The sequence below is a fragment of the Psittacicella melopsittaci genome (assembly GCF_003585925.1).
Lineage (GTDB): Bacteria > Pseudomonadota > Gammaproteobacteria > Enterobacterales > Psittacicellaceae > Psittacicella > Psittacicella melopsittaci.
Window position 1 is genome coordinate 23182 of the sequence record NZ_NRJH01000005.1, and the last position, 15620, is coordinate 38801.

The following is a 15620-nucleotide window of genomic DNA, read 5'->3' on the forward strand; positions in this document are numbered from 1 at the left end:
TTGAGTTAGAGTGATTTAAATTTAGCCACTTGCTCTGGATAGAGATTGCGATTTTCATCACGGCCTAAGTAGATTTTAAAAGCTACATGTCCGTTCTCTAAAATAAAAGCAAAGGCATAACTTTCTTTACCACGGAAAGGTTTACTAATTAGAGCGATTTGACTAATTTTACCTTCAGGTAAATGACCTTGGAGTTGTAATTCAGGATTAGCTCCTGGTCCCATATTCAGGTTATAGTAACCGCGGGCAAACGAGCCTGTAGGGAATGGAGCTTTTACTTCCCAAATAAAGCCATCTTTTTCGACAATAGTCGTAAGATTACCCCAGGTGGTTAGCTCTTCAAGAAGTTTAAAAGCTTGTTCTCCTGGAAGAAGTTTTACAAACTCATCAGGAAGTGCTTGAATAATTAGCCCTTCTGGTTGAGCAAAAGTCTGGGCTAAGTCTAAAGTATGGGCATGCGGATTGTCGGCTAAATAAGCACTAATCTGCTCTTTTAAATTTAGGGTCATATTTATCTCAGACTTAAAAGTAACTAGTTATGTTTTATTATACCCCAAATGTTAACTATTTACATTTAAAAAGGAGCTTGCCCAAGCTCCTTTTTAAAGGTCTAATTCCAAGTCAGAATCGACTATAGCACAGCAAAGTAAAATTTGCCCTGAGCGAATAAAGGCTAGAGGCACATCCTGGTAATGCCACTGTCCAGAAGCAGCAACCGTACGGCAGTGCCCACAAAACCCCGTCCGACAACCATATTCAGGTTGGATACCTTGTTCTTCAAGAGCTTGCAATAAACTCTTGCTATTATCAAAATCAAAGGTAATTTGCGAACGGAGTAAGGTAATTTTATACTTCTTCATAACATGTAGAGGCACAAAGAATTTCTAACAGTTCAGCAGGAGCAAGATAGTGAGGACCTCGTGCTGTACGGATAGGAATTTTATATGCCCGACCGAGTTTTAAGAGATTTTCCAGAGGGAAAATCTTATCATCTGTAGCTGCTTGAATCGAACGCCATTTTTCGGTAAGAGCTGGATTATTAAGATAGCTTAAGAACATATCATAATCCCGAATTAGGGCTTTTAGCGTTTGTTGTTGGGCAAGAATGGTATTATCAGCAACATTTTCTACTCTTTGTCGTACCAGTTGTAATTGCTCTTTAGGCATGCCCATATTCACGGCAAACATATAAAATGAATTGCGCGTCCAAGTTAGAGCTGTTTTTAAAGCAATGGCTGCGGGAATCGAGTAGTTGTCATCGTAAGGTAAGAGGCTACCATTAATACCATAAACGCCAACTAAACGCTGAAAGACAAATTCTTCTTCTCCAGCAAGGTTATTGAGGCGTTGCATAAAAAGTTGAGCTATTAGATTACCATAACTATAGGCAAAAAAGATAGTTTTACGACGTCCAAGAAGTTTTACAAATTCTGGGATTACCTCATTTAAAGAAAAACTTTCTTTACCATAGTCTAAGCTTACCGTAATAAAATTACCAAAGTTTTGTTGCTCGGTCTCTGAGGCTGGTAAAGTGTTGAGTTTAGCTTCAACCTTAGCTAGAGCCTCTGGGTCATTATAGAACTCAAATTGAGTTAGCTCTTTGCCTTCAAGGTTTTTTAGTAGCCCAGTTTTTGCCATGGCAGCGGCTAAGAGATAATTATTATCATGCATGGTAAAACCATGAAAGTAAACAATATTTACTGGCTTACGTAAATTAGCTAATTGGGCAAATTTAGCTGTAAGGGCGTAAGTATTGAGACGAAAATTTAGCATAGAAAAGAGTTTTGTTGATTAGTTAAATATTAGGGCTCTACGCCCTTGATTATAACGTAAAGAACAAGCTCTGCTCGATTTATCCTCAGCGTTTAGATTGAATTGACCGCAATTCATAAAAAAGGCCTCGCGAAAATTATATTCGCGAGGCTTATTTTATCTATACTTGACAAGAGGACTCAAGTTAAAGCACTTCTTTGGCAAGTTCAGTTAGTTTTTCTAGCTGTTTTTGCATTTGTTGCAGTTCGTGACGAGCTTTATTTACGCCACTTTTAGCTTTTTGTTCATGAGCTTGCTGTTGTAGATTGCTTAACATGTTGGTTAAGCCATCTTGAACAGCTTGGAAACGTACTCTTTCACGGCCCAGAATTTCTAATGCATTTTCTTGACGTTTAGCTACTTGTGGGTCGTCTGCAAATTTTACTTTAAGCGTGCGACCTTTTTTCTCAAGTTGTGCTTCTAATTGGGCAATAAGTTCAGCTTGATTTTCTTGGTGTTCAGCCAGTTCATCGTATTCGGCACTATTGCTACCAATTTCAAGACTTAAATCAGCAACTTGGTTTTCTAGCTGTTGCTTGTCAATATTGAGGTTATGCAGTTCAATTTCTAGTTGCTGTTTGCTTTGAGTTAAGCTTGCCACTTGAGCTTTAGCTTGCTCCAGTTCGCTAACTAGAGATTGATAGCTTTTTTCATTACTAGAGTTTTGTTGTTCAAGTTGAGCGGTTAAGCTTTTAACTTGTTCTTGAAGTTTTTCCGTTTGTCCAGAATTAGGGCTTGAAGCATTAGCTTTAAGTTGGTTAATTTCTTTTTCGTAACGACTTCTTAAATTAACTAATACTTCTTGGTTACGCTCTAGTTTTTGAATTAAGTGAGTTTTTTCACTACGCAGAGCTTCGAGATTAAAGCTATTTTCGCGACGATAATTCTCAAACTCTTGCAGTAGATCTTGATACTCTTTTGATGTTGTCATAGATACAGATTGTTTTTGTAAAGCAGTAAGTTGTTGCTCTAAAGCTTCTACTGCTAATTTATGTTGTTGGTCTTTTTCTTGCGCTAAAGCAGTTAAGCGCTCTTCTGCTTGATTTAGAAGCACCACTTGTTGTTCTTTAGCTTGAGCTAACTGCTCTTGAGCTTGGCTAGCTTGCTCAGCTTTAGCTGTAACTTGAGCTTGTAAGCTTGCTACTTGGTTAGCTAAGTCTTTACTTGCAGCTACTTGAGCCTCTAAGCTTGCAACTTGGTTAGCTAAATCTTTACTTGCTACTACTTGAGCTTCTAAACTTGCAACTTGAGAAGTGAGTGCTTCTTTGTCAGCTACTTGAGCTTCTAAGCTTGCAACTTGAGCTGCCAGTGCTTCTTTGTCAGCTACTTGAGTTTGTAAGCTTGCAACTTGAGCTGCGAGTTCTTCTTTGTCAGCTACTTGAGTTTGTAAGCTTGCAACTTGAGCTGCGAGTTCTTCTTTGTCAGCTACTTGAGTTTGTAAGCTTGCAACTTGAGCTGCGAGTGCTTCTTTGTCAGCTACTTGAGTTTGTAAGCTTGCAACTTGAGCTGTCAGTTCTTCTTTGTCGCTAACTTGAGCTTCTAAGCTTGCAACTTGAGCTTCTTTGTCGCTCACTTGCGTTTGTAGGCTTGCTACTTGCTCTTGAGCTTCTTGGTGTTGTTTAGCAAGTTTGTCTAACTCAGCTTGAGCTTGTTCTTTTTCCGCTCTCAGTTGTGCAAGACTTTGCTCGTGCTCTTGACTAGCTTTAGTAGCTTGTTGCAGTTGAGCTTGTAACGCAGTTTGGGCTTGACGCAGTTGTTCTTGTCCTTGCAGAGCTTGATTGTACTGTTTTTGGCTTGCATCAAGTTTAGTTTTGAGTTCACTGTTAGCTTGATAAGCTTGTTGTACTTTTTGTTGTTGCTCTTTAAGTTGCTCACTTGCTTTAGTTAACTGCTCATTTTTCTCGCTTAAGTGCTGGTATTTAGCTTTTAATACCGCAAGTTCGTCATTACGAGCTTGAAGTTGTTGCATATGGCTAAAGAGATACTGTTCATAAGTATCTATTTCATGGTCTTTAGCTTCAAGAGCGTGTTCAAGTTCTTTATATGCTCGATTTAAGTCGTTTAATTGACGAGCTTCGTTTTGACTTGAGTATTTTTCAATTAAGTCAAGGGTGAGGTAGTCATTTGCAGTTACAGCATCAAGTAAACGTTTATGGTCATTGAGGGTTACTAAATGATCTGCTTGCAGTTGCGCTTGCTCTATAGCAGCTTGGCATTCGCTTTGCGTATACTCATTTTGCATTTCTTCAAGTTGAAGATGTAATTCTTCATTTACCACAGAAATTACTTCGAGTTGCTCACGAGCCAGAGCTAGCTCTTCTTTTAAGCTAGTTATATCTGCTTCTAAGCTTGTTTTAGCTTGTAATAAAGTTTCTACTTGCGTTTGGGCTTCAAGATTTTGTTCTTGCTCTTTTTCCAGAGCTAGAGGTAGATCTTTGAGTTTAGTGTACTCAGCAAGATATTTTTGTTCTTGCTCTTTAGCCACTTTAAGATCAAACTCAAGGGTTTGTTTTTCTTTGAGTAAGCTATCTACTTGCTCTTGGGCTTCAAGATTTTGGGCACGCACTTGCTCGAGTTGCTCAGGAAGATCTTTTAACGCATCATAGTCTTGGCTTAGTTTTTCTTTTTCTTCTTTGAGCACCTCATAGTCAAACTCAAGAGTTTGCTTCTCTTTGAGTAGACTTTCTACTTGCTCTTGGGCTTCAAGACTTTCAGCACGCACTTGCTCGAGTTGCTCAGGAAGATCTTTTAACTCAGCATAGTCTTGGCTCAGTTTATCTTTTTCTTCTTTGAGCACCTCATAGTCAAATTCAAGTGTTTGCTTTTCTTTGAGTAAGCTTTCTACTTGCTCTTGCGCTTCGAGATTCTCTGCACGCACTTGCTCGAGTTGCTCAGGAAGATCTTTTAACTCAGCATAGTTTTGGCTTAGTTTTTCTTTTTCTTCTTTGAGCACCTCATAGTCAAATTCAAGCGTTTCTTTTGCTTTAAGTAAGCTTTCTACTTGCTCTTGTGCCTCAAGACTCTCAGCACGCACTTGCTCGAGTTGCTCAGGAAGATCTTTTAACTCAGCATAGTTTTGGCTCAGTTTATCTTTTTCTTCTTTGAGCACCTCATAATCAAACTCAAGAGTTTCTTTGGCTTTGAGAAGAGTATCAACTTGCTCTTGGGCTTCGAGGTTCTCAGCACGAACTTTCTCGAGTTGTGTAGGAAGATCTTTTAGTTCTGAGTAGTTTTGGCTCAGTTTTTCTTTTTCTTCTTTGAGCACCTCATAATCAAACTCAAGCGTTTCTTTGGCTTTAAGTAGAGTATCTACTTGCTCTTGAGCTTCAAGATTTTCAGCACGCACTTGCTCGAGTTGCTCAGGAAGATCTTTTAACTCAGCATAGTCTTGGCTTAGTTTTTCTTTTTCTTCTTTTAGAGCACTAAAATCTAACTCAAGATTTTCTTTTGCTTGCAGTAAAGTAAGCACTTGAGCTTGGCTCGCTTGCAGTTCACTTTGGAGGTTTTGTGAAGTTGCTTGTAAGCTATCTTTACTTTCACGCTGGCTTAGACTTTGATAGTCGTGGGCAACTAATTGCTCTTCAAGTTGAGCAATTTGTTTTTGGGCTAACTCGTATTTAACTTGAGTTTCTTGGGCATCTAAAAGAGAAGCCACTAAGGAAAGATGCTCTTTTTTCAGTTGTTCTAGTTCTTGTTCTACTTGCTCTTTACTTGCTTGTAGGGCTTCAAGATTTTCTAATTCTTGATTAGCATGAGCAAGTTGGTCTTCAAGACGCGTAGCTTCTTTTTGAGCTTTAGTTAAAGCTTCTTGTTTAGCTGCCAGATCTAATTCGAGTTGTGCTTTAGCTTGAGTAAGTTCTTCTACTTGCTTACTGCTTGCTTTAAGCTGATTTTGTAGGCTTTCAATTTGAGAATTTTCTACATAACTCGCTCTTGAGAGATGATCATTAAGTTCTTTTTCCGCTTGCGCTTGTGCCGCTACAGCAGCCGTTAGTTTTTGACTATAATCCGAACTTTCGCTTTTAGCGTTTTTAAGTTCATCTTCAAGTTTTTTCACCTTAGCCAGAGCTGAGGCGTGTTCGAGGTCGAGATCAGTTTTATTTTGCTTGAGGCTTTTATAATTGTCGCTTAGATCTTGGTATTGACGATTGATATAGTCAAATTGACGGGTTAGATCTGTAAGCTCGGCAGTTTGACTAGCAACTTGGTTTTTAGCTTTGCGATGCTCGCTTTTTTCTTGCTCATAACGCGCTTGTAAAGCTGCTAATTCTTGTTCTGCCTTTTCTTTACTTGCCGCTAACTGTTGATTGAGACTAGCTTTAAGGTCTTTTAAAGCTTTTTCTGCTTTTTCTTCGGCTGCTCGACTATTTTGTTCGGCAAGTTTTTTTGCTTCACTCAGGTCTTCTTTAGCCTTAGCCAAAGATTTATCTAGGTTATCGGTAGTAAATCTAAAGTTTAATTCTAAATCTTGATAACGCGTATTTGCCGTATCGAGATTACGTTGCAGATTAACTTTATCCATATTGAGGCTATGGATAGTATCTTGCAATTCTTTTACTTTATCTTGGAGTTGGCTCAGGTTAGACTTACTCTCAGTGAGAGCTTGGTTTAACTTAATTTGTTCTTGAGCCACGGCAGCTAGAGCAGCCTGATCTTTACGATGCTGCTCTTTGCGTAAATCTTCATTAACAATCAGTTCTTTTACCGCATTATAAGAAATAGTTGCGGCAAAAAAGTTTTTCTTATCTTCAGGAACTTGATTAAACTCTTTACGTTCGCGTTCACTGAGATTAGGTAAAGAATTTAGATAATTACTTAGTACCAGATTATAGTAGGTATTTAAGCGTTCGGCTGCACGGTCAGAAATATTACGGTGCTCAGCTGTATCTTTTACCGGGAAAGAGAAGGTTTCCCCTAAGAATTTGATGTCTTTTTTAATTAGAGCCATAGCGATGGTATGTTGTTTGGTAGAGTTAAATTAGAGCAAATTGCAATAATTAACTCCTGGGCGTTCTTGTGGGTATTATTCTACTATATATTACTATGAAATGCCCTAAATATGTGAAAAAATTGCGGAAAAAAATAATCTTCCCAAACTAGAGTAAATTGGAGTATAATTTAAAGATTAGTTTCCCTTGTTTAGAAGATGCACAATCCTAGTTATTGTTCATCTTTTATGCAAGGTCTAACTTGCATAAAATTAAGATAATTTTATGTTTGATTGGTGTAATTTTCATTAACAGAAAAAAGGTTTTTATGAGCGAATATATGTATAAGCCGCACGAAGTTGAAGCGGCAGCCCAAAAATACTGGGAAGAAAATAATACCTTCCATGTGGAGATGGATCCTAGCAAGGAAAAATACTATAGTTTAGTAATGTGGCCTTACCCATCAGGTGAGTTACACATGGGACATGTACGTAACTATACCATTGGTGATGTAGTAGCACGTTACCAACGTATGTTAGGGAAAAACGTATTAAATCCATTTGGTTGGGATGCTTTTGGGATGCCTGCAGAAAATGCGGCTATTGCTCACCGTACAGCTCCTGCAAAATGGACTTACGAAAACATTGCGAAAATGAAGCAAACAGTTAAGAGCCTAGGTTATAGTTATGACTGGGATCGTGAAATTACTTCATGTAAACCGGATTACTATAAATGGGAGCAAAAATTCTTTACTGAGCTTTTCAAAAAAGGTATTGCTTACCGTAAAAAATCTGCGGTTAACTGGTGTAATGTAGATAAAACTGTACTAGCTAACGAGCAGGTAGTAGACGGACGTTGTTGGCGTTGTGATACTCCAGTAGTACAAAAAGAATTAGATCAATGGTTCTTACGTACTTCAGACTATGCTCAAGAACTTTTAGATAGTCTTGATACTATGGAGCAATGGCCCGAGCGCGTACGTCAAATGCAACGTCACTGGATTGGACGTTCTGAAGGTCTAGAAATTACTTTTAATGTAACTGAGAAAAACGGTTACCAACTTGACGAACAAGTAAGTAAAATTACAGTATTTACAACTCGTCCTGATACATTTATGGGCGTTACCTTTGCAGCTATAGCTGCAACGCATCCTTTAGCAACAGCTTTAGCGGCACAAAACCAAGAAGTTAATGCTTTTGTAGAACAATGTAAAGTAATGAAAACTTCAGAAGCTGATTTATCTACAATTGAAAAATTAGCTTTTGATACAGGAGTTAAACTAACTCATCCACTAACTGGCGAGCTCGTACCTCTTTATATTGCTAACTATGTTTTAATGAACTATGGTACGGGAGCAGTAATGGGTGTTCCTGCTCACGATGAACGTGACTGGGAAGTGGCAACTAAATACAGCATTCCTATTCTTCCTGTAATTAAAGCCCAAGACGGTTCAACTTGGGACTATAGTGCAGGAGTTTATGGCGAAAAAGGTATTCTTTGTAACTCAGGTGAGTTTGATGGTTTAACTTCAGAACAAGCTCACGCTGCTATTGGTAAAAAACTTGAATCTCTAGGTTTAGGTGAGTTTAAAGTTAACTTCCGTCTGCGCGACTGGGGTGTTTCACGTCAACGTTACTGGGGTTGTCCAATTCCTATGGTACGTCTAGCTGATGGTTCGGTAGTGCCAGTAGAAGAACAAGACTTACCAATTGTTCTGCCAGAAGATGTAACTCTAGGTGAAGAAGTAACTAACCCATTAGTTGACAACCAAGCTTGGAAAGAAACTACTTACCAAGGTCAACCTGCAACACGTGAAACAGATACTTTTGATACTTTCGTTGAGTCTTCTTGGTACTATGCCCGTTATACTTCGCCTCACTTTGAAGGTGGCATGCTAAACAAAGAAGAAGCTAATTACTGGTTACCTGTAGATAACTATGTAGGGGGTATTGAACACGCATGTTTACACTTAATCTACATTCGTTACTTCCACAAACTTCTTCGTGATGCTGGTTTTGTAACTTGTGATGAGCCAGTAACTAAATATGTACCTCTAGGAATGGTGCTAAATCACGCATGGTACTACCATGATGACAATGGCGTGCGCGTTTGGATTCCTCAAAGTGAAGTAGATGTTATCCGTGACGAAAAAGGTGCAATTCTTGCAGGTAAAACTAAAGACGGTAAATATGATGTAGTTTATGCTGGTTTACCAAAAATGTCTAAATCTAAGTTAAATGGAGTTTCTCCAACTGAGATGTTAGAAAACTATGGTGCCGATGCTGTACGTCTATATATTATGTTCGGGGCTCCTACCGAAGCTGCTTTTGAATGGTCAGAAGCTGGGGTAGAAGGGGCAAGCCGTTTCTTACGTCGTGTTTGGAACCTTAGCCATGATGTGGTTTTAGGTGCTAAAGAAAAAGGTATTACTGACTTTAGCTTTAACCATGCTTACTTAAGTAAGGAACAAAAAGAAATCCGTCGCTTAGTGCACTTAACTATTGCTAAAGTACGTGATGACGTAGATCGTCAAGCTTACAATACGGCAATAGCTGCGGTAATGGAGTTAATGAACTCTTTAACTAAACACCCACTAGCTGAGCGTTTAGACTTTGCGGTAATGTACGAAGCTGTATTTAATTTAGTTAAACTTCTTCACCCATTTACCCCACATATTACCCATGCTCTATGGCAACTTTTAGAGCAAGATACAGTACTAGACTTTGAGTTACTTCCTGAAGCAGACAAGGATGCTCTAGTTACAGATACTAAACTAATTGTGGTGCAAGTAAATGGTAAATTACGTGCTCGTTTAGAAGTAGCATCAGATGCACAAGAAGAGCAAGTACGTGAAGCTGCTTTTGCTGATGAAAATGTAGTTAAATTTACCGAAGGCTTACAAGTAGTTAAAGTTATCTACGTACCAAACAAACTACTAAATATTGTCGTTAAATAAATTTTACCCATAAAAAAAGACCTCGTTTGAGGTCTTTTTTTTAGTTTACATCACTGTAGGTTATGTACTTATCTTTAAAAATTTCACACGAGCGTAAAGCAAAAGGATTACGTGAGGTAAATTCGGTAAAGAAATAACCTAAGTGTTCTACAGTTGTATCTGTATTAAAAATAGTTTTGTTGGCTATATCTATATCGCACAGATAAATAAAGAGGCGATAGAGGCGATCGCGCGAACCTATAGTACGCAAATAGGTTTCATAATAACGTCGTTTGTCCTTATCCCAATAAAACTTTTTAAATTGCTGGTTTTGTAATGGGCTAAGCCCTTGATGGGCGAGAGCACTAGTCATAAACTCAGCAGCACTGCTTACTTGGCTATGGGAGCGATAAGAGTAGATTCTGATTAAATCACGACGCATAACGCCAATAATGAGCCCCAGAGACTCACCTTTTTGGTACACCAAATAATCGAGTACGGCCTTGGCTTTGCGAATATTACCTGCCACAACATAAGGCATTAAATCAAAAACTGAGTAATCGGAAAACTCTTGGGAAGTTTGTTCGATAAGTTTAATGTCTATTTCCTTAATATCGCGTAAACGTAATTGTTCGAGCAATTGTTGCAACATGAACATATTATTTTCAAAACGTTCATAGAGAAAGTTAATTACGTTATCAGCAAAAGTAAAATGATACTTACGCAGGCGTTTACGAATCCAACTCCGATAGGCATCACCGCTAAGTGGCTCACAAGGAATTTGGGCACAGTTTACTTGCTGTTGAAATACCTTATATAAAGGCGAGGACTCATTTTTTCTTTCCCAATTGAGAAGAATAAAGGCATAAACATGAAACTGATCATTAGCTTGAGCTAGTTCTTTGAGGTCGCTAAGCACTTTTGCCGTTACATTACGGTTTATAATGATTTTTATAAATTTACGCACCCCAAATAAGCCTACTTGGTTAACATCAAGCAAGAGCTCATTGAGGTTATACTTGTCGGCGTCAGTGTAAATTTCTACTTCCTCACAAGCATAATAGCCTTGGGGATCAGTAACGAGTTTTTGCACTGCCTCGGTAGCTTCTTTTTGTAAAAGTAAGTCAGCTCCGGTAATTAAAAAGTAATTTGGGTAACCTTGTTGAGCTAAATCCTTAGCTAAGGTTTCGGCAGAAAATTTTAATAAAGTCATTCAACTTATTGTTTTTTTATTTCACGTAAGGTTTGGTCTTCGAGAACAAAGACAATTTTACCTACAATAGATTCAGCTACAGCTTTTTTCAAGAGCTGAGTACTTTGCGCACTTGCCCTTACTTGGGCTAAAGGTTGGGTGTCATCGTTTAATTGGATATCGTTTTGGATATCACGTAAATTAATTACGCCTAGCGTAGGTAAATCTATTTCCCCAACAATTGCTCCTAAGTAGAGAACTTGTCCTGTACTTCCGTCAGGAAGGCGTGATAAAACGCTAGTTGTTTGGGTATAGTTTTGGATATTAACGTGCGGAATAAAGTTTTGCACACAACTAAAGTTGAGATTTTCTCCGCTACACTGGCTAATACTGGTAATGCCAAGCGGGTTTGCATTTTGTGAAGTTGGTAAATAAGTAATTCTGCGCTTTGGCACTTGCTTATTGGCTGCCTGCATAGCAGCATTTACTTGATTTACTACCTGTTTAAGTTGGCTCTGAGGCGTATTAGCATCAAGGATCATAATATCTTGACGAGCTAATTGATCGCGAATTTCATTATATAAATCAAAATCACTTACACTCAGGGTAACATAACGATAGTTGTTACTAATAAATGGGACATTTACTACTGAGTAATTGGTACAACCACTGGCAATAAGGGACAAGCCGAGAATCCCCAGCCATTTTGTTAATCTTTTTTTCATTTAATTTACAAAGAGAAAGTTTTAATTTTTTGTTATTATATCATTTATCTTCTTGCCAGAGCCAAATAGTACCACGCGGTTGTTCACCATAGTCGACAAAGCTTTTGAGAAGATGATATTGCCGATTGCTTTGGGCTAGTTGGGTAACTGCTTGCTCTTGTTGATAACCATATTCTACGCCCACTAAAGCTTGTGGGGCAAGAACTCTTGGTGCCTGGGCTAAAATAGTTTCATAGGCTTGTAAGCCTTGCTTGTCAGCTACTAGAGCTAACCAAGGGTCATCTTGACTATAAACCAAGAGCGGATCATCAGCTTCTATGTAAGGGGGATTGGAAACAAGGAGATCTACTGGGGCGTCAATTGCCTCGAGCCAATTGCTTTTTTGCACTCGAGCATTAAATTTTTGCTTGAGAGCAGGATTTTTGCTTAAGGCACAAGCAAAAGGATCACTTTTATCCCAATTGAGAGGATCTGGGTTTAAACACTTGTCTTGGTTGTGTTGGCTTACAGCAAGAGCTTGCTCATCTATATCCACACTAATAAGACTAAAGTTTAAGTTAGTTTTAGCAAACTTTAACACAAGTTCTTGCAAAATACTAATGCCCAGACAACCTGAACCTGAGCCTAAATCCACTATATTAAACGGACGAGGGCGACTACTAATTTCTTGCCAATTGGCTTGAATAAAGCTTGTTGCCGCTTCGACAATTTGCTCAACTACAGCTTCGGTTCCAGGACGAGGCGTTAATACCCCTTGGCAATAGAATTCGCTATTATAAAACACTGTGCTTTGTTCGACCTTGCCCAGAGGCTTAGCCTCAAGAAAATAGGCATCTAAAAGTTGAGCGTAGTTTTGTGGTTCAGCCTTGTCTAATAACCACATGAGCTCTCTTTTTTCTTGTTCGGGGTAATAAGGAAAACGAAAGTCCACTTGCCCTAAGAGTTGGCATAAGCGAGCATCGCCTTGCCCTTGCTGAATAATTTGTTCGAGTTGCGGCAATAAAGTTAAAGCAATTACTAGACTACGCGTGAGGCAATAAGGGGGATTATTTTGCAAAATGCGCAGATTTTGGTTTACTTGCGGGCGTAAAAAAGGTAAAGCCTGACGCCAAAGGGTAAGTAAAGCAAAGGCTGTTTGCCACTTTGCTTGGTTGTGACTAGTAACAAAATCTTGCCAGTTTACATTTATTTGGCGCAATTGGTCATAAAAATCTTGTCTAAGTTTTTGCCAAACTGGCCAATTAATTTGCTCGTCTGTTGGAGCAAATAGAACTTCTGGAGCAAAAGCCATCTCGAGTTGAGGGTATTTTTGCTTTAAAGAAGTATAGAGTTCGAGCCAAAGTTCTTGGTTTTGATAGAGATTCATAGAACAATAGGGAAAACAACCACCAAACAGAGTTTGGTGGTTGTTAGAAAAAATGTTAATCTAGATCTTCAAATTCGTCATCATCATAAAAATCATTAATTTCTTCATGACGATAAGCAGAGTTTGAAGGTTCATCACGATAGGAACGCGGATAATTAATAACCATGGTTTTACCACGCGATTGAATTAATCCTTTGTCTTCTAAGGCTTTAATTACTCTTCCTACTGTTTCACGCGAACAGCCTAACATATTTGCAATTTCTTGGCGCGTAGCCCGAATTTGTTTTCCGCAAGGGTGAGAAATAGCGTCTACTCCACGTCCTAATTGGAAAAGAGTTTCAATGACACGATCGTGGACATCATCAAATGCCATGGAAGATATTTGTTGCGTTGTATGTTTTAAGCGGCGTGCTAGGTGTTCACAAAGGGTTTTGAGAATACCTGGATATTCTTTAATAAATTCCTTAAATTTGGAGTATTCCATTTCTACGTAAATGCAATCGGTACGGCAACGAATACTTGCGCTACGGCGTGATTCTTGACCAACAAATCCCATTTCACCGAAAAAGTTAAGTCCATTAAGGTAATTTAAAACTAATTCATGATCATCATTATTAGTGTAAACTTGAATATTTCCATCCAGAAGAAGGTAGATACGATCAGCCAAGTCTCCTGCTTCGAAGAGAACCTGACGATTAATGCCGGTTAAGACACGTCCTGCCTCATAGAATTTTTCAATGTTAGGGTCAACTTTGACAATAGCTTCTATGAGAGATTTCTTTTCATCTAGACTACGATCACTTGAACGATTTCTTAATTCGCGTCCAACCATAATTTATCAGCCTCGATGTTAAGGAGCAAAAGAAAAATAACTTTGTAATATTGAATGTTATCCTTTATTATACCTAATTTCAGTTGAAAAATCTTAAAAGGTATGTATATTCTTTAGCAGGTTATATCTTTACTGCATTCTAACTATAATTTATAGAAACAAAATATACCATGATTGAGAAAAAAATTCTCCTAGCTGATTGTCCAGATGACAAAGGCTTAATTTCAAAAATTACTAATATTTGTTATAAACATCAATTAAACATTCTCCACAATAATGAGTTTGTGGATTTTGAAACTAAACACTTTTTCATGCGTACGGAACTAGAAGGTATTTTCAATGAAACTACTCTTTTAGAAGATTTACGCTTAGCTTTACCTGAGGGAGCTAATCTACGTCTACTAGGGCAAGAAAAAAAACGTATTGTAATTCTGGTTACTAAAGAAGCACACTGTTTAGGTGACATTCTGATGAAAAACTATTATGGTGCGTTAGATGTAGAAATAGCTGCCGTAATTGGTAACCATGATACTTTACGTTCGCTAGTAGAAAAGTTTGATATTCCATTTTTCTGCATTAGCCACCAGAATTTAACCCGTGTGGAGCATGATAAGCTTTTAGCAGACAAAATCGATGAGTTTTCTCCTGACTATATAGTTCTAGCAAAATACATGCGTGTGCTTAACCCTGAGTTTGTGGAACGTTACCCAAATCGTGTAATTAACATTCACCACTCCTTCTTACCTGCGTTTATTGGGGCTAAACCTTATCAACAAGCTTATGAGCGTGGGGTAAAAATTATCGGGGCAACGGCTCACTTTATTAATAATGAGCTAGATCAAGGTCCAATTATTATGCAAAACGTAATAAATGTAGACCACACTTTTACTGCCGAAGCTATGATGAAAGCAGGACGTGATGTAGAAAAAACTGTTCTTTCACGTGCTTTAGATTTAGCTCTGCATGATCGTATTTTTGTTTTCCAAAACAAAACGATTATTCTTTAATAAAAAGTAATAAAAAGTAATTAACCAAAAGTAAAAGTTAATTATTTAAACTCGAGAAAGCATATAAAGCAAGAGAGCTTAGCCAAGTTAAGCATCTAGTTCAGTTAAAGTTTGAGCTAGTAAAAAAAGGTAAGCAAAAGAGCTACTTTTAACATCTAGCTAAGGTAAAAGCTAAGCTCAGGTGCAAAAAAAGCAAGCTCTAAAGCCTAACTTAGACTAGGCAAAGAGCAAAGATGTAATAAAAGTTTTCTCAGTTTTTCCCCTAAAGCAGAGCTTGAGCCTTACTCTAAGCTCTGCTTTTGCGTATAAATTAGCGAGGTTTTTTCTTTTTTCTTTGCCTTGCAACTTTTAGGTACTAGCTAGCTTAACAATTATTAACATTGAGCTTGGTAATTTAACAAAAACCTGTGAAAAATTCCCAGAAGGGAAAATTTCTTTGCCCTAGGGGAAAACGAAAACAAATTACTTGACTAGTTAGCAAGGTTATTAACCTTGCCTATTTCTGGCAAGCTCAAAACAAAAAACACGAATCTATCGGGGTTTAAGCTCAGTATTTTTAACCAGAAGAAAAAAATATTAAAAAATAATTGCGGAAAAATTTAAAAATATTTTCCAATTAGCGGTATAATATAGGCGAACCAAAAAAGGGAAAAGAAGAAAAAATTAAAATTTCTTTACCGTGAAAATTCACAAGCGTTTCACAAAAAAATGGTTTCAACCGAATTTAGGATAAAAGACTTATCCTGTAACCTTTGCGGTTCAAAAGAGTTAGAGTAAAGAATAATTCTTTACTCTGGCTCAGTCTCACAGACTTACAAAACTT

Annotated in this window: 10 protein-coding genes; 2 read left to right on the forward strand and 8 right to left on the reverse strand. The window is 38.0% G+C overall.

What is annotated here, in order from left to right:
• Positions 1-5: 5 nt before the first annotated feature.
• From hutX to CJP74_RS00545, 4 genes are all read right to left on the reverse strand, one after another.
• Positions 6-509, reverse strand: coding sequence for a heme utilization cystosolic carrier protein HutX (gene hutX / locus CJP74_RS00530; protein ID WP_119496325.1), 504 nt, complete (start codon positions 507-509; stop codon positions 6-8).
• Between the two features lie 93 nt (positions 510-602).
• Entirely contained in the window at positions 603-860 is a 258-nt protein-coding gene (gene yfaE / locus CJP74_RS00535) for a class I ribonucleotide reductase maintenance protein YfaE (RefSeq protein ID WP_119496326.1), read from the reverse strand.
• Positions 847-1773, reverse strand: a complete 927-nt coding sequence (locus CJP74_RS00540) for a hypothetical protein (RefSeq protein ID WP_119496327.1) — start codon at positions 1771-1773, stop codon at positions 847-849. The genes yfaE and CJP74_RS00540 overlap by 14 nt, the downstream gene beginning before the upstream one ends.
• A gap of 184 nt (positions 1774-1957) precedes the next feature.
• Positions 1958-6760: a hypothetical protein gene (locus tag CJP74_RS00545; RefSeq protein ID WP_119496328.1), complete on the reverse strand. Its 4803-nt coding sequence runs from the start codon at positions 6758-6760 to the stop codon at positions 1958-1960.
• A 308-nt stretch (positions 6761-7068) separates the two neighbouring features.
• On the opposite strand from CJP74_RS00545, the gene leuS reads away from it, so the two are divergent.
• Complete coding sequence (gene leuS / locus CJP74_RS00550; protein ID WP_119496329.1) at positions 7069-9696, forward strand: leucine--tRNA ligase; 2628 nt, start codon at positions 7069-7071, stop codon at positions 9694-9696.
• A 40-nt stretch (positions 9697-9736) separates the two neighbouring features.
• Here leuS and holA read toward each other — a convergent pair whose 3' ends face one another.
• Genes holA through CJP74_RS00570 form a run of 4 tightly spaced genes read right to left on the reverse strand, consistent with a single transcriptional unit; the run spans position 9737 to position 13790 of the window.
• On the reverse strand, positions 9737-10888 hold the full coding sequence (gene holA, locus CJP74_RS00555) for a DNA polymerase III subunit delta (RefSeq protein WP_119496330.1): 1152 nt from the start codon (positions 10886-10888) through the stop codon (positions 9737-9739).
• Positions 10889-10893: 5 nt separating this feature from the next.
• Positions 10894-11592, reverse strand: a complete 699-nt coding sequence (locus CJP74_RS00560; protein WP_119496331.1) for a hypothetical protein — start codon at positions 11590-11592, stop codon at positions 10894-10896.
• 40 nt (positions 11593-11632) lie between these two features.
• On the reverse strand, positions 11633-12958 hold the full coding sequence (locus CJP74_RS00565; RefSeq protein ID WP_119496332.1) for a N5-glutamine methyltransferase family protein: 1326 nt from the start codon (positions 12956-12958) through the stop codon (positions 11633-11635).
• A 55-nt stretch (positions 12959-13013) separates the two neighbouring features.
• Positions 13014-13790, reverse strand: a complete 777-nt coding sequence (locus CJP74_RS00570; RefSeq protein WP_119496333.1) for a cyclic nucleotide-binding domain-containing protein — start codon at positions 13788-13790, stop codon at positions 13014-13016.
• 170 nt (positions 13791-13960) lie between these two features.
• Between CJP74_RS00570 and purU the strand changes: the two genes are divergently transcribed.
• The gene (purU, locus tag CJP74_RS00575) at positions 13961-14797 is read left to right on the forward strand and encodes a formyltetrahydrofolate deformylase (RefSeq protein WP_119496334.1); all 837 of its coding nucleotides are present in this window, start codon (positions 13961-13963) and stop codon (positions 14795-14797) included.
• The last annotated feature ends 823 nt before the right edge of the window (positions 14798-15620 follow it).